The sequence below is a fragment of the Aquimarina megaterium XH134 genome, from assembly GCF_000520975.1.
Taxonomy (GTDB): Bacteria; Bacteroidota; Bacteroidia; order Flavobacteriales; family Flavobacteriaceae; genus Aquimarina; species Aquimarina megaterium.
Genome location: NZ_JACB01000001.1, coordinates 313,730 through 332,206, shown reverse-complemented (window position 1 = coordinate 332,206; position 18,477 = coordinate 313,730). Strand labels below are relative to the sequence as shown.

The window sequence follows — 18,477 nt, the reverse complement described above, 5'->3', positions numbered from 1 at the left end:
TATGATAAATGCACACATAAAATGAATTATATATCTAAAAATTTAAACTATTTACTACATAAAACGGGTCTTGGAAAAGATGCTTTTGGCGAAACCGTGGGTCTTAATAGAGGTAATATTGGATCTTATATTGATCAGAAGGCGCAGCCAAAGATTGATACATTGCAGAAAATATGTGCGATTTACAAAATATCTTTGGACGATTTTATTAATACTGATTTATCCAATAATAGTTTGAAACCAAGAAATAACACAAATGATAAAGGACTTAAAAATTATTCTGTTGCTGAAATCATTGAAAGTATGTATATCAGGGATAGAGAGTTTTCTGAAAGTGCCTTATTATGGATGTATATAAAGTTAAAAATTCTTGATGGTAGAATAACGGATGAAGAATTGATTATTGAAAGATTAGAAGAAGTAATGAAGAATAATATTAAGAAAATAGGGAGTACTTAATTTATTCATCTGGAGATGAAATATCATTTTTTAATTTTTCTTTTTTTTGGCTAAGTTCATTTAATTGATTTTCTTTTTTTAATATTTCTTCTTCGAATAAATTCATGAGTGATTTGCTGAGGTCATCTACATCTGATTTGTGTATTAACCCTTGTTTAAAAATATTTTTATATAGCTCGCCTTTTTTGACACCCATTTTTTTAGCTAATTTCTGATTCTTTTTTGTTAGCTACTTTCAGCATTGTTTCTTCTAATTCTTCGTCATATTTTCCTATTTTATTTTTAATATCTTTTTTTAGATCTGGATTGGCTTGGGATGCTTTTAATGCAAAATCTAAGGTATAAGAACGACTTTTATTAATGAAACGAACTAATTCTTTTACTTTGAATTTTAAAAGGAAATTAGAACCTCTATTATAGTAATACTTAATAAAGTAAATTGACAAAGTTGTGCTTAGTATTGATAAACACCCAATTAATAGATGGTACGCAGTAATTGGTAAATCTCTAGGTAATAAAAACCAGATAGTCAGATAGAAAGAAATAAAAAATGATATTGTGTATAAAACTATAACGGCCCGATGTAAATAAACATTAGTTTTTAGTTTCTCCTTTGAATAGAGACAGAAAAAGAGAATTATAAATGAAAATAGAATATAAGGCAATCTTATTCCAAAACCGATTAAAAATATTCTCATACTTCTAAAACCAGCAATTCTATTCTCATCAATTAAGTTGTTCAATTGATAATCTAATATATCAGTTTTAACTGCTTTATTAATTTGAAATTCCTCTAATTGTTGTATGTAATCAAGAGGAGAAATTTTATTTTGTGATAAGGCTTCTTTTAAATCACAAAGCTCGTTGTCTTTGTCGACATGATATTTTTTTATTTTATTCTCAAATTTTTGTTGGTAAGCTGGTTTCTTCGGAAAGCGTATATGTAATAAAGGTGCAGTAAAAATAATCACTGCACCTATCATAATAAAAACTGATAAAAATATTCTTTTACTATCTGTCATCTGGATCTGGTTCTTCATCTTTATCCGAAGCTAATAAGTTCACTTCTTCATTTTCTTCCAAGGAGTCATCTGAACATGCTCCCACGGATAACGCTAAATTTAGTAAAAGAATGCAAACAAAAAACTGTTTTAAAAATTTCGACTGGTTTTTAGTAGTTTTCATATATTATAATTTATTAGGGATTATTAATTAAGTATTTGATTTACAAGTAAAAATAGCCTTATATATCAGAAAAAACACTACTAATTTTCAACTAATTTAATTGTAATTTCGCGGAAATTTTAGGGTAAAATGGGGGATAATACCCGTGTTTTTCATTTAAAAAAGGGTGAAAAAATCAGATTTAATCTGAAAGCAACATTTTTTTTATGTAAACAATTGATTTGAAGTAAATTACAATTCCATTTTAACCTTATTTTGATTATTGTTTTACCGTAAATAGGTTTGCGGAATCTCGTAATATTTATTTAGCTTAGAGATTGAAATGTTTGTATCATAGAGTTGATTAATTATGTTGATGAGTTCTCAAATGAGATTTAAATCTTTAGCTTAGGAAATGGCTTTTTTTAAAGTAACCGTTCGGCAAACTACATCTTGTGCGGTTCACTGAATGGTTACATTAAGTCTAATTTTTCAGCAACAACTTTTATTTTCTTGAATTGGAGGACAGGGAACTGTTCCATATGAACAATAAACACAACAATCTCCTTCGTTCGGTTTTAGAACTTTTTTGCAATTTTCACATTCGTAAAAGAATTGACAAGCATTCGTTGGCATTTCTTCTTCTTTTTTATAACCACAATGCGGACACTTGATTTCTGATTTTAATATGACTTCCATTATTGCTGTTTCTTATCAATTACTTTGTAACCAGTTGAATTGATGGCTTTTTCTATCTCCATTACATTAGTCTTAGTTTGGTCAAATTCCACTATTGCATTTTTGTTTTTATATGATGCATTTGAGCTAATAATTCCATTCAATTTATTCACTTCGCTATTTACATGTTCTTCGCAACCTATACATGTCATACCACTAATTTTAAATTCAGTAGTTTTTATGTCTGATCTCTCAACTACGATTACCTGTTTTTTTTGGTTTGAATAGAAAATTCCTGAATAGTAAGGAAAAACTAACATAATGAGTGCAAATAGAGTTATAATTCCTAAAAAAGTTTTCGATTGTACAAATTTTGGTTTTTCATTTATTTCACAATCACAATCACAATCAATTTCTTTTTTTAACTTTAATTTTTGATACCATGCAAAGGCAAGAACCAAAACCGTAAGTCCAATTAGATAAGGTCTAAAAGGCTCTATCCAAGAAAAAGTTGAGACAATTCCACTTGTACCTGCAATAAGAGCTAGAACCGGTGTTATGCAGCATAAAGAAGCTGCAATTGCAGTTAATAAACCTGCTCCAATTAATTTGTTTTCGCTTTTCATGTTGTTTCTAAAATTTTATCCTTATCGAGTATTTCAAAGAAGGGATACAGAAATTTTTCATATTCTACCGTTAATGAGTAAAAAATTGTTTGGGCTTCTCTTTCCGTTTCAATGAGATTTCGGTCTTTCATTTTTCTCAAATGTTGTGAGATAGCGGATATATTCATTTCAAGAATATCACTCAAATCACAAACACACAGTCTTTTTTGATCAAAAAAAAGGTAAAGAATTTTTAATCTAGTGTTGTTCCCAACTAAGGAAAGCCCATTGGATAGGTAATCAAATGTTTCATCTAATAAAGCTACGGTTTCTTTACACCGATTTATTTGTTGGATATCTGCTCGTTGTCGTATGCAAGAATTATTTTTCATATGACAAAGTTACAGTTATTTATTATTTAAGCAAATACTTAAATAAGATTAATAATATTAGCTGAAACAATTTATTCCAGAACGCTAGAGACAGTCTATTAAAACAGCGACTATTCATCTAAAACCTTTAGAATTCTTGACTAGTTATAATAATTTATAGCAACTTAAATATATATTCGTCATGAAATTGGTTTACCAGATATAAAGGAAGGGTATTTACTAGTAAAAATTGCAAGGCTATATAGTTAGCTAGTTATTTAATACTGCTCCCAATTGTTAAGCAGCAGCTCATATAATCGATTCGTCTTATACTCTTGTATTCTATGCAGTATGTCTTTAAGCCAGTTGTATGGATCAATATCTTCTTGCTAATTCTTGAATTCATTTTTCCTTACACATATTCGTAATTTTTGCAGGTACATTCTAGAAATGGAAATCCCTTTCTCAATATTACTGAAATCGTTAAGGTTGGACTCTCCTATTGTCTGGATTTCTTCCTTGTAGTCATTTAAAATTTGATCAATTAATTTATGCAAAATATTTAAGGTTTTAAAGTTTGTGGTTTAGTTCTTCATTACCGATGTATGGGTAAGATCTTCTTCGTGTTTATTTGTAGGTTTGAGGAAGACCAGAATCCCTAAGGCGCCTAGAACAATACTTCCAGCAATTATAAATGGATAATAAAAACCGCCTGCGACTAGCCAAGTTCCCAACACCGGACCTAAAATTTGACCAATGCTATTTGTCGAACTTTGTATGGATATATTCCTGCCGGTATTCTCTTTTGAAATTAAGGAAACGGCTGATAGTAAGTTAGGTGTAATCATAGCACCACCAGCGGCAAAAATGACAATGAGGCTATATACTATCAATTCATTTGTGAAAAAAGGAAAAATGATTAGGGCTATTCCAGATATAATCAGCCCCAATGCAATCTGTTTTTTGGTGGACAATAACTTTTCGCCATAACTAGCAAAAATGGGTTGCAGAACTGCCATTACCAAACCACATAGCATAAATCCTATACCTACCTGACTGCTGTTAAATGCCAATTCATCTTTGCCGTAAATAGAAAATACCGTTTCAAAAAGTGTTACTACAAATTGCATTACGAAAGAGAGCAGTAAGAGTGCCACAAAATATTTGCTAAGAGTAATACTAAATTTGATTTTCTGAGTTGTAAACTTGCTGACTCTGGTTGTGTTTTTAAGTCGCTTTAATACTACAAGAAAAACGATAAACCCTAACAAGGCTGCAAACAGAAATGGAACCGAAAAACGATCTAAGTGCAACTGCCCTATTGCGTATTCTAAATGCAAATTGGTTTGAGAAAGAAACCCACCAATTACAGGTCCAAAAATAACACCAGAACTTACGGCTACACCAGACCAAGCCATAATCTTTGTTCTACGTTTTTTGGACGTTATATCACTTAAATAAGCATTGCTTACAGGAATAACGGAAGAAGTGAAAACACCTCCAAAAATACGGGCTATATAAAGCATTGTAAGAGAAGTAGCCAAACCAGTAAGTAATTGCATCACAACAAAGCCTAAAAGACCAATTATAATAATGGGCTTACGACCGTACCTGTCTGAGAGTTTTCCCCAAACCACAACAAATATCAACTGGAATAGCGGATATATACTTGTTAATAGACCAACATGAAAATTGATCAAATCGGTATCTAGATTAGCTTTTAGAGCCAATCTTTCGGTGTAGTAAGGAAGGGTAGGTAATAGAATACCATACCCAAGCATTACTACGAATAAACTCAATAGCATTAAAAATATCCTATTGAGTTTCTCTTTCTTCTCCATTATTTTCCCCCAATTTTTCGTTTCAATAACTGAGCATTAATAGCCACAATGATGGTACTAAGACTCATAAAAACAGCTCCTACAGCTGGCCCTAAAACAAATCCGGATGAATAAAGTACACCAGCAGCTAACGGAATGGCAACTACATTATATCCCGTAGCCCAGATTAGATTCTGAATCATTTTGTTATAGGTTGCTTTTCCAAATAGAATTAGATTGGCAATATCTTGAGGGTTACTGTTTACCAAAATAATATCTGCTGTCTCAGCTGCTACATCAGTACCTGAACCAACAGCAATACCTACATTTGCTTTTGCTAACGCTGGCGCATCATTTACACCATCACCAGTCATTGCTACAAACTCACCTTTTATTTGTAGTTCTTCTATTATTTCTACTTTTTGATGTGGTAAAACTTCAGCGTAATAGCCATCTAAACCAAGCTTTTCACTCACAGCTTTGGCTGTCTTTTCATTATCACCTGTAGCCATTAAGACTTTGATGTTATTCTTCTTAAACACCTTAATTGCATCAGCAGATTCTGGTCTTATTTCATCGGAAAGAGCAATGTATCCTGCTAATTTCCCGTCTATCAATATAAAAACTACTGTCTCAGCAGCATCACTATAGGCATCTTTTGGGATGTCTATTTTTTCATCTCTTAAATAACCAGGACTAACCACCTTAACCTGTTTACCTTCAACATTGGCCTCTACACCTTTACCAGTAATGGCATTGAAATTTTCTGGATTGGGAATGGTAATGTTATCTTCTTTTACTTTTTTGATAATCCCAACAGCTATTGGATGTTCAGAACTCTGTTCCAATGCACTTGAAAGTCTCAAAATTTCTTTGGGTGAATATTCTTGGTTAACCGATTCAACTCTTGTGACACCAAAATCACCTTTTGTCAATGTTCCTGTTTTATCAAACAATAAAGCTGATATTTTTCGGGATTCCTCAAAAGCTGTTCTATTTCTAATCAATAATCCATTTTGAGCAGATACTGCAGTCGATATAGCAACTACTAATGGAATGGCAAGACCAAGTGCGTGTGGACAGGCAATAACCATAACCGTTACCATTCTTTCCAATGCATAAACAAATGGAAAGCCCAATATGAGCCAAACAGCTAATGTTCCAAAACCAATAGCCAATGCAATATAAGTCAACCATTTTGCAGCTCTATCAGAAAGGTTTTGCATTTTAGATTTTGTTTTCTGAGCCTCTTCAACCATAGTGATTACTTTGTTGAGATAGCTATCTTTCCCTGTATGCTCAACCTTAACCTTTAAGGTGCTATTACCATTTACGGAACCACCAATTACTTTATCATTTTCATCTTTCTTGACAGGTTTGGATTCACCTGTGAGCATTGATTCGTTTAAATAACTGGAACCATCTACTATAATTCCATCAGCAGGCACCTTTTCACCTGGTTTTACTAAGATGACATCATCTTTTAACAAATCTTCCAAAGGGATGTCTTCAATATTGTCACCCTTTACCCTATGGGCTTCTGCAGGCATCATACTTACTAAAAGTTGTAAGGCCTTTGAGGCCCCTAATACACTTTTCATTTCTATCCAATGGCCTACTAACATTATGGCAATTAACGTTGCCAATTCCCAGAAAAAATCCTCACCCTTTAACCCAAAAACTGTTGCAGTACTGTAAAAATATGCGACACTAATAGCCATAGAAATTAGGGTCATCATTCCTGGCGAACCTTTTTTGACTTCAGACCAAAACCCTTTTAAAAATGGCCATCCACCATAGAAATATACTACAGTTGAAAGCGCAAATAGGATGTACGGGTTTCCAGGAAGCAGAAATTCGTAGCCAAAAAAATCTTGAATCATTGGTGATAAGAACAATATTGGAATGGTAAGGATTAGAGTGACCCAAAATCGTTTCCGGAAATCTGCAATCATCATTTTATGATGATCGTGTCCCATTTGTCCGTGACCAGGATTATGACCAGAATGGTCACCACTTCCGTGATTCATTTTAGAATGATCTTCTTTTTTTTGTTTCATTTTTGAATGGTCCATTTTAGAATGATCCATTGCTTCGTGATTGTGATGTTCGTGATTTTCCATTGTATTGTTCTTTTAGTGTTATCGTAATTTTTTCCTCATAGCCTCTGATATATTATCTGCATAAACTCCGTAGGCATCGACCAATGTACCCTTAATACCATCTTTTGATGATATGGCATACAGTACACTATTGTCATCGGTACTGCTCATTCCCTCAAAACGATGGGTTTCATCGACTTTAAAATCTTCAGGTTTAATTTCTATTTTAAGTGAGGCACATTCCAAACAGGTAGGCTTTAGATTAAAATCGTAACTATAACCTCTTTGTTTTAAATCGTTTATTGCTTCGGAAAGCGTATCGTAATTTTTCATTTTTATTTATAAGTCATTGTAAAATAACTGCCATCGGCCTCGGTAAACTTCTGAAATGTCAAAAGACCATCATTGTTTAATTGCTCAATAACCGAATAGTTGAGTTGCTTGATGCGGATACCCAATGCATAGGCCTTAATGTTTATTTTTGATATGATTTGTGTATTTTCTTTGTCGGTTTTCAATTGGCGCTCATATATTTTAATGAGGCTTTTAGAACCAAAAAAGTTTAGTAAGCCAGAATCAAAACTCATTTCAAGTTCAATGTCTTTTAGATTATCTAAGTCATATAGTTCAGTAAAGTTTGTGGTTGAACTATTGATTTCGGTTTCTTTAGAATTTGGTTTTGCAAACGGAAAAGCCATTACCATAATCCTTGTTTCATCAGGTTTACAGCTATAGGTCGTTGTGTATTTTTCTGTAGGTTTTTTTTCTTTATCGAACAATTCCGTTACGACTTCAATTTGATAATATCCATTTTTCTCTATTATTTTTCCTGCCTCAAAAGTCTGCTTGTTAAGCAACAAATTATCTTCATCAAAATTTTCGCGTGCTACTGTCCTGCCTGAAATTTGCCCAATGAGCATTTCAGTTTGCCCATTTATCGAGAAGTTGAAAAGGATAAAAAATAGTATGTAGCTTGGTTTTATCATATATGATGCATCAATTTCTTAACCTCTTTCGCCATAACATCACTCAGGTCTATTGCATTTGAGGGGTGTGGAATGGTATTACAGGTAACTATTTTTTCCACGCCCGAATCTACCAAGTCCTGATAGGCATTGCCCGAGAATACAGCGTGAATGCCAACACATATTGGTGGTTTCATTCCAGCTTTTTTAAGATGACCTACAGTTTCAATCATTGTACGGGCTGTTGATATGATATCATCAACTAAAATGGGTGTGGCATTTTTATATTTATCTACATCTGGCACCGAAACTTCTACATCTCTATCACCGTGGCGCACTTTCTGTAATACGGTAAATGGTGCGCCTGCATTTTTTGCAACTTCTGAAACCCATTGCTCACTTTCGGAATCGGGACCAATCAATACTGGATTTTCAATATTTTCTTGTATCCATTTTGAAATATCATCGGCAGCGTGAATCACTTTATTTAGAATTTGATATACTTCGCCCAAAGAACTTATTCTGTGCAAATGGGGGTCTATGGTAGTAATACTATCTGCGAATCCAGAAATCAGTTTTCCGAAATACGAAGAAGTAACTCCTTCACCCTCATTAAATACTTTGTCTTGTCGCATATACGCTAAATAAGGTGCTACCAAACAGGTACACATTGCGCCCAGCGATTTTGCGGTGTGGCTTAAAAAGTATAGTGGTAATAATTTTTCATCGGGTTCGTGTAGCGTGCAGACCAAGACCACACATTTATCCTTTACATCAGATAATATGCGCGTATAGGATTCCCCATCTGGGAACTTTCGTAAGGTGGTCTTTCCCATTTCGGCATCCATTTTTGTTGCCAGAAGTTCTGTGAGGTCTTCATTTCCTGGAAGACTGAATAGTATTGTTTTCATTGTAATTATTTTATGGTTATTATATCGTTATGGCTGTTTTTATATTCCAATGCATAATTTAATTCGCCCTGTGATTCTGCAAAAAGAGTGTACAGCAATTGGTCTTTATTAATTTTTTCGTTTAAATGGACATTCAATAAAATTCCTGCAGACTTGGATTGAGGTGCACCTGAGAGTTTTGCAAGCTTCGCTATCTTTCGATTGTCAATACGCTGCAAAACCCCTGAAGAATCTGCTCTGATTTCTATTTTATAAGGTGCTAAAACAGGCTGCGTAAAACGTCCCTGGGCTTTACAAATGGCAAGGAATTTTTCATAAGCCTTTCCAGAATCCAATAATTGTAAAGCAGTTTGGCGACCAGTATCCAATGTCACCTTACCTGAAAGCTCAAGTAGTTCACCTGCCAACAACACAACGCGTTCTTTTAGGTCTTTGGGTGCGTTTTCTTCATTTTTCAGAACGTTTAATATGTCTATGGCTTCTAAAGTTGGACCAATACCATAACCCACGGGCTGTGAGCCATCCGTAATTATCACTTTTACATTGAGACCTACGGCATCACCAACGGTTTCCATATGGTTTTGTAATTTTTCAGCCATTTCCATACTTCTCACCTTGGCTGTTTCACCCACAGGAATATCAATAACGACGTGTGTGGAACCTGCAGCGGCCTTTTTAGACAATACCGAGGCTATGAGTTGGCCTTCGCTATCGATATCCAATGCTTTTTCAATTTTTATAAGTACATCATCCGCAGGACTTAGTTGTGCAGTACCACCCCAAACAAAACACCCGCTTTCCTGTTTTACTACGGTCTCTATCTCATCAGCGGAAAGTGTAACGTTGGTAAGTACTTCCATTGTGTCTGCTGTACCTGCGGGGGAAGTAATGGCTCGGGACGATGTTTTAGGCATCGTAAGTCCATAAGCAGCAACTATGGCCACTACCAATGGTGTGGTTCGGTTTCCGGGTAATCCGCCTATACAATGTTTATCTACTACTATTTTTTTGTTCCAGTTTAGTTGCTTACCTGAAGCAATCATAGCTTTGGTGAGGTTGGATATTTCATCAATGTCCATTCGATCACCTGCACAAGCAGTAATAAATGCTGAAAGATGGATGTTAGAATAGTCGCCTTCTACGATGTCTGTTATAATTTGATTATAGGCATCGTAATTGAGCTTTTGATTATAAATTTTTGCCCGAACGTGACTTAACGACTCGATAGGCTCTAAATGCGAAACGTAAAGCGTATCGTTTTCGAACACCTTCAGTTTTTTTGCAGCAGCATCGGACAGTCCAATTTCATTGGGTAGTAGAATATCAGAATTTAAAACGTTGAGGCTTGCAATGATTGAGGCGGTTGCGGTCGAAACTCTAATTCTGGTCAATGCCTCAAACCCTTCTGATATACAGACATGGCAGTCCTCACGCATATAGACCACGTTTTCATTCTGAGTATAAATGCCAAGATGTTTGTATTTTAGGATATTTGAATGTTGTTCCATAATTTATTGCAGTGTTGCGGTTTATTCTATTTCTTCGATGCTATATAATTGTGGAATTTGAGCATTCCAACCATACGTGTCTGTTATACCCTTTTGTAATGCTTCCGCGCTTTCTTTTTCACCATGAACAATAAAAATTCGTTCGGGCTTGTTTTCTATCATACTCATCCAATCCATAAGTTCTTTATGGTCTGCGTGTGCTGAGAGCCCTTCAATTTCGGCGACTTCCATATGAAATGGCACCCATTTTCCATAAACTTTGAGTTTCTTGTCGCCTTCCAACAATTTTCTACCACGAGTTCCTTCAGCTTGATACCCTACAAAAAGCAAGGTGTTATTTGGATTTTGAGCCTGTGTTTCAAGATAGTTCAGCATTCGACCTCCCGTTAGCATTCCGCTTCCTGCAATCACGATTTTAGGTGCATTGTCGATCCGTAGTTCCATAGTTTCGCGATAGCTGCTAACTACCGTGAAATTTGAACACATCTGATCACATTCATTTTCATCTAGTCTATGCCAATCTCTGGTGCGATGGAACAATTCCAACACATTAGCACCCATTGGACTGTCCATTATCATTTGCACTCTTGGAATTTTATTTTCTTTTAATAACCTCCAAAAAATGAGCATCATCAGTTGGGCACGTTCTACCGAAAAACTTGGGATAAACAGGCTACCACCCCTTTGTATAGTATCGTTTACTAATTTTTCTATTTTTGGAATAGCCTCTACTTCGTCAGGATGAAATCTTCCCCCATAAGTGGATTCTATGAATAATACATCAACCTTCTTCGGTCTTAAAGGCGGATAGAGCAGCAAGTCGTCGGTTCTCCCTATATCACCTGAAAAAACAAAGCGTTTACCACGTACATCGAGTTCAATGTATGTGGCGCCAAGAATGTGTCCGTTGTATTGAAACCGCACTTTCACGTCTTTGAGAATCGGTAGCCATTGTGAAGGCGGCACCGCTTTGAAATGAGGGATGGTTTTTTCTACATCCTTTAAATTATAGAGTGGTTCAGCAGGATTGTGCTTGGAATAGCCTTCTTTATTCGCACGTTCGGCTTCCTGTTCCTGTATCTTTGCGCTATCGTTTAGGATGATTTTTGCAATATCCAACGTAGGATTGGTACCAAAGATGGGACCTTTGAAACCTTGTTTAACCAATCTCGGTAAATATCCTGTATGGTCCATATGACCGTGGGTAAGAAGTACCGCATTGATTTCTGAAACTTCAACTGGTGGATACTCCCAGTTTTTGAGACGTAACTCCTTTAGTCCTTGAAATAGACCACAGTCTATTAATATTTTTCTATCGCCAGTGTCCACAAGGTACTTAGAGCCAGTTACGGTTCCCGCAGCACCTAAAAAGTGGATATTTATTTTAGTGTTGTTCATTTATCTTGTTATTTTACATAGTTCTTCAGAATCTTCCAAAATCTTTTTATGTCTTGATTTTTCAATTCCTACTTGATTTAATAAATCTGGATTATGATGTACTTCTTTACAGAGCACAATCCCAGTATCGAGTAACATTGTTTTCTCTCGTTTTGTAATTGTTGTTAGTGCGGTGAGTGGATGCAGACCAGATTGGTCTATTCTATCTTTAAGACCATTCCCTCTTGGGTAATCCCAACTGGTTAAAAGCAATCCTACACATTTTCCATATTGTATAGCATCAGTTGTAAAGCGGGTGTTAGTGTACACCCCACCTTGATGAAATTTTGTTTCGTGACCTTTTTGGCGTTCCCATTGTTTTTCAACATCAATAAATCTTGATTGGATATATAATGGAATTTTTACATTACAAACTCGTCCTTGGTCACTATGATATTTACATTCAATCATATAATGTTTATCGTCTTTTTGGGCAATTACATCTATTTCGTGTTTCACGCAATTTCCTTGAACTATCACACCAACCTCTGTATCAAAATCTTCGTGTTCCATTATTTTACCTATTAATTTTTCAAATGGAAAACCAGAAGGACCCAATTCCATAATAGCTTTTTTGAGTTTGTATTTTGATGCACTTACTCTTGATTTACCTTTGAGCATTTTAAAAGCTATTTGATATATTTTTTTAGTCGTCATGCCATCGTAAATAATTCTTTCAATGTTTTCAGCTATATCATCAACTACCTTTTTATTAGCACCAGCTTTCTCTAATGAGTATATCAATTTTTCAATTTGAAAAACTGCTTTATCTCCATTTGCTTTTATTATATGTATTTTATTCATTGATATGTATTTTTTTGATATTAGCTAAGGCAAATACGATTAGGAAAAAACTTAAAAATATTTCGAGCATAACAACGAATTTGGCGATTTCAGAAACAGGTGTAATGTCACCATATCCAACTGTTGAAAAGGTAATTACACTAAAATAAAAGAAATGGTATAGATTGTATATGTAAGAATTTGAATAGTCAGGAACGCCATCAAATGCTGTATTGCTGAACTGGAAAAGACAAGTGAAATCGGTTGCAAAAGAAAAAATACTGATAATTAGTATTAATCCAAAGACCCATAACAATCGCTCTAATGAGTGACAAATTTTCATAAGCTTTGAAAGTTGCTTCAAGGTAGTTACAGTAATCACTATAGTTTTTCCTAATGCAGCGACGGCAATTATGATATGAAACGGTAAAGTGCTATGGTCGATTATTGACATTAAAATGACATATAATAAGGATATTCCTAAAATTGTAATTATAGGCAAAGCCGTTTTTCCAAAGAGCAATTGATAAAAAGGTTTTTCTTGAATATGTTTTAAGCTATCAGGCATGTTAATGTGTTTTATATGTGCATGGTCATTACAGGAAGAGTAGAATGATTGGTAACTCCTTCAGCAATACTTTTTGAAAACAAACTTAAAAACCCTGTTTTGCCGTGTGTAACCATTGCTATTAAATCTGTGGGGTGTTGTTTTAGAAACGTATTGATACCTTTTTCAACAGAGGGTTCATTATACACAGCCATTGAATAGTTTTTCAACTCTGGAAAGTTTCGCAACATTTTTTCAATAGGGTCTAGACCAAGTTTAATATTATTGAAATCTGTCTCTGTATTAATACGTAACAAGTGGATACGAGCTTCACATTTATTGGCAATGGAAATAACCTGTTTAAGAGTATCAGTTATGTCTTCTTCAAAATTTGAAACAAATGCGATATTCTTAAAAGGAAAGTTGACTTCTTCATCTTTTACAACAATTACTGGGGCGTTGGCTTTTCGTACTATTTGCTCAACATTACTTCCGGTTATTTCTCTAATAACACCTTTGGTTCCGCTACTTCCTGTAATGATAAAGTCGTGATGATAATGACCTGAATGGTCTAAAATATCACCCTGACCTGCATCAAATTGTAAAAAATTGCGACACTTTAATCCTTCACGCTCAGCTGTTTTTTCCAATTCTCGTAAAGCCGATTTTACTTTACCTATTTGCTTTAAAGTTTCAGGATATCGTTTTTCTTTTTCTTTATCCAGTTTTACCCAATCTACAGGGGTTTTCATAAGGTGTAAAAAGTGAATTTCAGAAGTATATAACTTGGCCATTTCAATGCCTAGTTCCGCTGCTTTATTGCAGTTTTCTGAAAAGTTTGTGGGCACTAATATGTTTTTCATTTTTAGATGGTTTATAGGTTTATATTTTTTTTAATATATGGTAACTTCATTTCCAGAAATTACTTTGTCTTCAAAACAATTTAAGTTGTATATGGTTGTATCCGCGATATTTTTTAATGCGGTTTCGGTTAAAAAAGCTTGATGGCTGGTGATGAGAACATTGTTGAAGGTCATCAATCTTGCAATGACATCATCTTGTAAGATGTTATCTGAGTGATCTTCAAAAAACAGACCCTCTTCCTCTTCATACACATCCATCCCGAAATACCTAATCTTGCTAGACTTTAACCCTTCAATAACCGCCTTGGTGTCAACTAGACCACCTCGACTGGTGTTAATGAGCATCACTCCTTCTTTCATTAATGCTATGTGTTCTGTGTTTATTAAGTGCTTTGTTGACGGTGTTAATGGAACGTGCAAGCTAATTATATCTGCTTGCTTGCAGATAGTAGTACAGTTGGTATAAATGACATCATATGAATCTATCAGGTTCTTGTCTTCAGCAACATCGTGAGCCAATATTTTACAGCCCAAGCCGTGAAGTATTTTTATGAGTACTGCACCTATTTTTCCTGTTCCGATGACACCAACTGTTTTACCATTTAGGTCAAATCCTGTTAGTCCGTTAAGTGAGAAATTCTGTTCTCGAATTCTATTGTGTGCTCTTATTATCTTTCTGTTTAGGGTTAAAATGAGTGTCAGGGTATGTTCTGCAATAGCATATGGTGAATAGGCTGGAACCCGAGCTACTTTCACCCCTAGTTCATCAGCTTTTGTAAGGTCAACGTGATTGAAACCTGCTGAACGCAATACGATATATTCAATCCCTTGTTGGTACAACTCATCTAAAACTTCAGCTGAGGCATCGTCGTTTGAGAATAGCGCTATGGCTTGAGAACCTCTTGCTAATCTCGCTGTTTCTTTGGTAAGCCTGTATTCCAGAAAATTCAACTCGTGCTTTCCGTTGTTTGCTTTAACAAGGGAAGGCTTATCAAATTTGTGTGTACTGAATATTGTTGTTTTCATATCTTAATAATTTATGAACTAAAAAGCTCTAATAGATCCCGTAACTCTTCATCTATATGATGCTGTTTTACAACACCTTGAAAAGGTGTTGTGCAAATCATATTGTTATAGAGTCCTACCATTACATTTTTAGAACCTCGCAAAAGCACTTCTACAGATGCAGCGCCAAGTCTTATTCCTAACATTCTGTCAAAAGCTGATGGGTTTCCTCCACGTTGAACGTGTCCTAATCTTGTAATTCGTAAATCGACATCTGGGTTGACTTCCTTTATTTTGGATGCAACTAAGTCTGTACCTATTTCATCACCTTCAGATACTACGATTAAGAATGCATCTTCACTATCGTAATTTTTAACTTTTTCTAACAAGTACGTTAAGTCCTGTGTGCTTTCAGGAATAAGAATCCCATTGGCGCCAACAACTAATCCCGAATGGATACCTATATAGCCAGAATCCCTTCCCATTACTTCTACAATGAATACGCGGTTATGGGATTCGGCCGTATCTCGTATTTTATCAATATTTTCAATAGCAGTATTTACAGCAGAATCAAAGCCAAGGGTGTAATCTGTTCCTGCAAGATCATTATCAATGGTTCCTGGAATACCAATAAATGGGATGTCACATATTTCTGAAAAAGCAAGTAAACCTTTAAAAGTGCCGTCGCCACCAATAGCTATCAAAGCATCTATTTGGTTTGTCTTTAGGGTCTGTAATGCTTTTTTACGACCTTCTAAAGTCATAAAACGCTCACTTCGTGCGGTTTTTAAGATGGTGCCGCCTCTATGTGTTATTTTCTGTAAATCGCGCGACTTCAATTTTGTGAGGTCATTATCAATCAATCCTTCATACCCTTTCTTAATACCACTTACTTGGATATTATGAGTTTCGGCTGCTTTGGTAATGGCATATAAGGCAGCATTCATTCCCTGACTATCACCTCCTGAGGTAAATACACCTATATGTTCAATTTTATTATTACTCATTGGTTATAGTTTTCATTAATGTGTTATCAGAAACAGAAAAGTCTTGGATTGTGTTCCATACAAATTCTGCTTCTTTTAGAAAAAATTGATGGTCACCATCAGAAGAGGGAACTACTTTTGAGTTTTTATATACTTCTGATAATCTTACGGCATTTTCAAATGGTGCGGTAGTGTCTTTTTTCCCATGGATAAAAAGCACTTTTTTATCGCTGGTGTTTTTGGCTATCTTATGTAAATTGGTCTTTAAAATCACTTCAGTAAGTGAATAGTAATAACTCATCCAATGATGTTTTTTTGCATCCTTATAAACATCATCTGTTAGATTATCTGGCTTGAAAGCATGTGTCATAAAAATAGGATGAACCATACAAACATATTTTGAAAACTTGCTTGCTGAAATCCTATCTACAAAAGAATGTGTGGACATAATTTTCTTAAATTCATCGGCATCTTTATAAACAGGAATACCTATTAATATTCCTGCCTTGAACCAAGTTGGCTGTTTTTCCAGTAGGGCTAATGAAATTATAGCTCCCATAGAATGTCCAGCAATGGTCGTTTTTCCATCATTGAACCCTTCCTTATTTAGAACCAATTCTATAGCTTGCAGTTGACTTGAAAGAGAATAATCGCTTTTTGGTTTTGGCGAATCACCAAAACCAAGAAGGTCAATAAGAAGTAATGAATGTGTTTTGGTAATGTGGTCTAATTCACGTTTCCAATAATTTAAAGAACCTGTTAAACCGTGTAGTAAAACAAGTTTGTTTTCGCCAGAACCTACTACTTCGTAGTTCAAGAGTGTTTTGTTGGCATCGTAGGCTGGTTGCTGACTAATCTTATAATGCTGATAGCTAGCTATGGCTACCACAGGAAAAATGAACAATATGGATATGATTAGAAATGTCATTGCTTTGAACTCAATTTAATATTCGTTTTCTCTGTAATACCATAAAACCTATTGAAGACTACACAAGCGGTTAAATCCCCCGTTACGTTAACAGCTGTCCTAAACATTCCTAACAGTCTTTCTACGCCTATAATGATAATAATGCCTTCTGAGGGTATACCAACGCTACTCAGTACTGAAGCTAGAATAACTACACCGCCACCTGGTATAGCAGGTGTGCCAATGGATGCCGCCACAATGGTTACGATGACCACAATGATGTTTAGCAAACTCATCTCTAAGCCATAGGCTTGAGCAATAAAAAGGGTCGTTATAGTTTGATAGAGTGCAGTACCATCCATATTAACGGTTGCACCAATAGGAATGATAAAATTGCTGATGGTCTTATCCACTTCAAGTTCTTCTTCAGCAGTTTGTAATGATAATGGCATTACTGCCGCAGAACTCGTGGTTGAGAAGGCCAATAATTGGACATCCTTTATTTTTTTAAGGAATTGAAACGGATTTGACTTTCCAAGCAGGGCAACTAAGCATAAATAAAAAATCACTAGTAGCAGAAGACCAAAAAGTACGACTCCAACATAGTATGTTAGACCAGATAAAGAACTTAGTCCAACACTAGAGGTAAGCTGAGCCATAAGACCAAAAACGGCAATAGGTACTAGAAGCATTGACCATTTTACTACCGTCATACAGACTTCCTGTATGGCACTTAAAAGAAGCTTTACTGGGCGCAGTAAAGTATTTTCAAGTGATAGCACAGCTACACCAATAATGATTGTGAAAATCACAATACTTAACATTTCACCACTTACCATTGACGCCAAAGGGTTTTCAGGAAGCAAATTTGATATAGCATCTGGTATATTTTCAAGTCCAAATGATAGTTCGGTGTCTTCTGAATTGGCGGAGGTTATATCGTTGTGCTCAGATAACGCCTGTTGGTGCAAAAAGCGTCCTGGATTGAAGAGTTGAGAGATAATAGTGCCTATACTTACTGAAACGATAGTTGTACCCAGAAAATAAAGCAACACACCACCACCAAGTTTTTTAAGGTTCTCCTTATCATTACTTGCGATACCTGTGATGATGGATGCTACAATTAACGGAATCATAATCATCTGTACGAGCTTGAGAAACAGTACACCAGGAAGTGCAAGCCAATTCCCTGCCACATCAGCAGTTTCTTTAGATATCAATCCATTTTGAGGGCTTAAGAGCAAACCAAACCCAACACCTAGAAACAAGGCGATGATTACTTTGAGCCATAGGCGGTTTTCTACCAGTTTTACCAGATAGTCGTTTAGTGATTTAAGTGATTTTATCTCTGTATCAAACATTTTCT

The 18,477-nt window shown here is 35.2% G+C and carries 22 protein-coding genes; 1 reads left to right on the top strand and 21 read right to left on the bottom strand.

Features of this window, described 5'->3' with window-relative positions; genetic code table 11:
* Positions 1 to 21: 21 nt before the first annotated feature.
* Positions 22 to 459, top strand: a complete 438-nt coding sequence (locus tag Z053_RS29740) for a helix-turn-helix domain-containing protein (protein ID WP_025663256.1) — start codon at positions 22 to 24, stop codon at positions 457 to 459.
* Position 460: 1 nt separating this feature from the next.
* On the opposite strand, the gene Z053_RS0101455 is transcribed toward Z053_RS29740, so the two are convergent.
* The 21 genes from Z053_RS0101455 to Z053_RS0101365 form a co-directional block, all read right to left on the bottom strand.
* Positions 461 to 655, bottom strand: a complete 195-nt coding sequence (locus tag Z053_RS0101455; protein ID WP_025663255.1) for a hypothetical protein — start codon at positions 653 to 655, stop codon at positions 461 to 463.
* Positions 656 to 659: 4 nt separating this feature from the next.
* Positions 660 to 1,481 (bottom strand): hypothetical protein, encoded by an 822-nt coding sequence (locus Z053_RS0101450; protein WP_025663254.1) that lies wholly within the window; start codon positions 1,479 to 1,481, stop codon positions 660 to 662.
* Positions 1,471 to 1,644, bottom strand: a complete 174-nt coding sequence (locus Z053_RS31270) for a hypothetical protein (RefSeq protein WP_160170037.1) — start codon at positions 1,642 to 1,644, stop codon at positions 1,471 to 1,473. The genes Z053_RS0101450 and Z053_RS31270 overlap by 11 nt, the downstream gene beginning before the upstream one ends.
* 471 nt (positions 1,645 to 2,115) lie before the next feature.
* Complete coding sequence (locus tag Z053_RS31890; protein WP_035094594.1) at positions 2,116 to 2,322, bottom strand: GDCCVxC domain-containing (seleno)protein; 207 nt, start codon at positions 2,320 to 2,322, stop codon at positions 2,116 to 2,118.
* The gene (gene merTP / locus Z053_RS0101440) at positions 2,322 to 2,927 is read right to left on the bottom strand and encodes a mercuric transport protein MerTP (protein ID WP_025663253.1); all 606 of its coding nucleotides are present in this window, start codon (positions 2,925 to 2,927) and stop codon (positions 2,322 to 2,324) included. The genes Z053_RS31890 and merTP overlap by 1 nt, the downstream gene beginning before the upstream one ends.
* The gene (locus Z053_RS0101435; RefSeq protein WP_025663252.1) at positions 2,924 to 3,298 is read right to left on the bottom strand and encodes an ArsR/SmtB family transcription factor; all 375 of its coding nucleotides are present in this window, start codon (positions 3,296 to 3,298) and stop codon (positions 2,924 to 2,926) included. Before Z053_RS0101435 ends, merTP begins: the two co-directional genes overlap by 4 nt.
* Positions 3,299 to 3,555: 257 nt before the next feature.
* Complete coding sequence (locus tag Z053_RS32175) at positions 3,556 to 3,657, bottom strand: hypothetical protein (protein ID WP_152538250.1); 102 nt, start codon at positions 3,655 to 3,657, stop codon at positions 3,556 to 3,558.
* A gap of 204 nt (positions 3,658 to 3,861) precedes the next feature.
* Positions 3,862 to 5,118 carry an MFS transporter gene (locus Z053_RS0101430; RefSeq protein WP_025663251.1) on the bottom strand — a complete coding sequence of 419 codons (1,257 nt, stop codon included), beginning with the start codon at positions 5,116 to 5,118 and terminating at the stop codon, positions 3,862 to 3,864.
* Positions 5,118 to 7,220, bottom strand: coding sequence for a copper-translocating P-type ATPase (locus Z053_RS0101425; RefSeq protein ID WP_025663250.1), 2,103 nt, complete (start codon positions 7,218 to 7,220; stop codon positions 5,118 to 5,120). Before Z053_RS0101425 ends, Z053_RS0101430 begins: the two co-directional genes overlap by 1 nt.
* Before the next feature lie 18 nt (positions 7,221 to 7,238).
* Complete coding sequence (locus Z053_RS0101420) at positions 7,239 to 7,532, bottom strand: hypothetical protein (RefSeq protein WP_025663249.1); 294 nt, start codon at positions 7,530 to 7,532, stop codon at positions 7,239 to 7,241.
* A 2-nt stretch (positions 7,533 to 7,534) separates the two neighbouring features.
* Complete coding sequence (locus Z053_RS0101415) at positions 7,535 to 8,185, bottom strand: hypothetical protein (RefSeq protein WP_025663248.1); 651 nt, start codon at positions 8,183 to 8,185, stop codon at positions 7,535 to 7,537.
* Positions 8,182 to 9,075, bottom strand: a complete 894-nt coding sequence (locus Z053_RS0101410; protein ID WP_025663247.1) for a ribose-phosphate pyrophosphokinase — start codon at positions 9,073 to 9,075, stop codon at positions 8,182 to 8,184. Before Z053_RS0101410 ends, Z053_RS0101415 begins: the two co-directional genes overlap by 4 nt.
* A gap of 5 nt (positions 9,076 to 9,080) precedes the next feature.
* Complete coding sequence (locus Z053_RS0101405; RefSeq protein WP_025663246.1) at positions 9,081 to 10,583, bottom strand: thymidine phosphorylase family protein; 1,503 nt, start codon at positions 10,581 to 10,583, stop codon at positions 9,081 to 9,083.
* 21 nt (positions 10,584 to 10,604) lie between these two features.
* Positions 10,605 to 11,981 carry an MBL fold metallo-hydrolase RNA specificity domain-containing protein gene (locus tag Z053_RS0101400; protein ID WP_025663245.1) on the bottom strand — a complete coding sequence of 459 codons (1,377 nt, stop codon included), beginning with the start codon at positions 11,979 to 11,981 and terminating at the stop codon, positions 10,605 to 10,607.
* Positions 11,982 to 12,824, bottom strand: a complete 843-nt coding sequence (locus tag Z053_RS0101395; RefSeq protein WP_025663244.1) for an ATP cone domain-containing protein — start codon at positions 12,822 to 12,824, stop codon at positions 11,982 to 11,984. It abuts the gene before it with no gap.
* The gene (locus Z053_RS0101390; RefSeq protein WP_025663243.1) at positions 12,817 to 13,371 is read right to left on the bottom strand and encodes an ion channel; all 555 of its coding nucleotides are present in this window, start codon (positions 13,369 to 13,371) and stop codon (positions 12,817 to 12,819) included. Before Z053_RS0101390 ends, Z053_RS0101395 begins: the two co-directional genes overlap by 8 nt.
* 11 nt (positions 13,372 to 13,382) lie before the next feature.
* On the bottom strand, positions 13,383 to 14,213 hold the full coding sequence (locus Z053_RS0101385; RefSeq protein WP_025663242.1) for a universal stress protein: 831 nt from the start codon (positions 14,211 to 14,213) through the stop codon (positions 13,383 to 13,385).
* A gap of 30 nt (positions 14,214 to 14,243) precedes the next feature.
* A complete protein-coding gene (locus Z053_RS0101380; protein ID WP_025663241.1) occupies positions 14,244 to 15,239 on the bottom strand; it encodes a 2-hydroxyacid dehydrogenase in 996 nt (331 codons plus the stop codon).
* A gap of 11 nt (positions 15,240 to 15,250) precedes the next feature.
* On the bottom strand, positions 15,251 to 16,225 hold the full coding sequence (locus Z053_RS0101375) for an ATP-dependent 6-phosphofructokinase (protein ID WP_025663240.1): 975 nt from the start codon (positions 16,223 to 16,225) through the stop codon (positions 15,251 to 15,253).
* Positions 16,218 to 17,132: an alpha/beta fold hydrolase gene (locus Z053_RS0101370; protein WP_025663239.1), complete on the bottom strand. Its 915-nt coding sequence runs from the start codon at positions 17,130 to 17,132 to the stop codon at positions 16,218 to 16,220. The genes Z053_RS0101375 and Z053_RS0101370 overlap by 8 nt, the downstream gene beginning before the upstream one ends.
* Positions 17,129 to 18,472, bottom strand: coding sequence for a dicarboxylate/amino acid:cation symporter (locus tag Z053_RS0101365; RefSeq protein ID WP_025663238.1), 1,344 nt, complete (start codon positions 18,470 to 18,472; stop codon positions 17,129 to 17,131). The genes Z053_RS0101370 and Z053_RS0101365 overlap by 4 nt, the downstream gene beginning before the upstream one ends.
* Positions 18,473 to 18,477: the final 5 nt, after the last annotated feature.

Excerpts from the sequence above, each read along its gene's own strand:
- Z053_RS29740 (WP_025663256.1), top strand. The coding sequence starts at position 22 with ATGAATTATATATCTAAAAATTTAAACTATTTACTACATAAAACGGGT.
- Z053_RS0101455 (WP_025663255.1), bottom strand. The coding sequence starts at position 655 with ATGGGTGTCAAAAAAGGCGAGCTATATAAAAATATTTTTAAACAAGGG.
- Z053_RS0101450 (WP_025663254.1), bottom strand. The coding sequence starts at position 1,481 with ATGACAGATAGTAAAAGAATATTTTTATCAGTTTTTATTATGATAGGT.
- Z053_RS31270 (WP_160170037.1), bottom strand. The coding sequence starts at position 1,644 with ATGAAAACTACTAAAAACCAGTCGAAATTTTTAAAACAGTTTTTTGTT.
- Z053_RS31890 (WP_035094594.1), bottom strand. The coding sequence starts at position 2,322 with ATGGAAGTCATATTAAAATCAGAAATCAAGTGTCCGCATTGTGGTTAT.
- merTP (WP_025663253.1), bottom strand. The coding sequence starts at position 2,927 with ATGAAAAGCGAAAACAAATTAATTGGAGCAGGTTTATTAACTGCAATT.
- Z053_RS0101435 (WP_025663252.1), bottom strand. The coding sequence starts at position 3,298 with ATGAAAAATAATTCTTGCATACGACAACGAGCAGATATCCAACAAATA.
- Z053_RS0101430 (WP_025663251.1), bottom strand. The coding sequence starts at position 5,118 with ATGGAGAAGAAAGAGAAACTCAATAGGATATTTTTAATGCTATTGAGT.
- Z053_RS0101425 (WP_025663250.1), bottom strand. The coding sequence starts at position 7,220 with ATGGAAAATCACGAACATCACAATCACGAAGCAATGGATCATTCTAAA.
- Z053_RS0101420 (WP_025663249.1), bottom strand. The coding sequence starts at position 7,532 with ATGAAAAATTACGATACGCTTTCCGAAGCAATAAACGATTTAAAACAA.
- Z053_RS0101415 (WP_025663248.1), bottom strand. The coding sequence starts at position 8,185 with ATGATAAAACCAAGCTACATACTATTTTTTATCCTTTTCAACTTCTCG.
- Z053_RS0101410 (WP_025663247.1), bottom strand. The coding sequence starts at position 9,075 with ATGAAAACAATACTATTCAGTCTTCCAGGAAATGAAGACCTCACAGAA.
- Z053_RS0101405 (WP_025663246.1), bottom strand. The coding sequence starts at position 10,583 with ATGGAACAACATTCAAATATCCTAAAATACAAACATCTTGGCATTTAT.
- Z053_RS0101400 (WP_025663245.1), bottom strand. The coding sequence starts at position 11,981 with ATGAACAACACTAAAATAAATATCCACTTTTTAGGTGCTGCGGGAACC.
- Z053_RS0101395 (WP_025663244.1), bottom strand. The coding sequence starts at position 12,824 with ATGAATAAAATACATATAATAAAAGCAAATGGAGATAAAGCAGTTTTT.
- Z053_RS0101390 (WP_025663243.1), bottom strand. The coding sequence starts at position 13,371 with ATGCCTGATAGCTTAAAACATATTCAAGAAAAACCTTTTTATCAATTG.
- Z053_RS0101385 (WP_025663242.1), bottom strand. The coding sequence starts at position 14,213 with ATGAAAAACATATTAGTGCCCACAAACTTTTCAGAAAACTGCAATAAA.
- Z053_RS0101380 (WP_025663241.1), bottom strand. The coding sequence starts at position 15,239 with ATGAAAACAACAATATTCAGTACACACAAATTTGATAAGCCTTCCCTT.
- Z053_RS0101375 (WP_025663240.1), bottom strand. The coding sequence starts at position 16,225 with ATGAGTAATAATAAAATTGAACATATAGGTGTATTTACCTCAGGAGGT.
- Z053_RS0101370 (WP_025663239.1), bottom strand. The coding sequence starts at position 17,132 with ATGACATTTCTAATCATATCCATATTGTTCATTTTTCCTGTGGTAGCC.
- Z053_RS0101365 (WP_025663238.1), bottom strand. The coding sequence starts at position 18,472 with ATGTTTGATACAGAGATAAAATCACTTAAATCACTAAACGACTATCTG.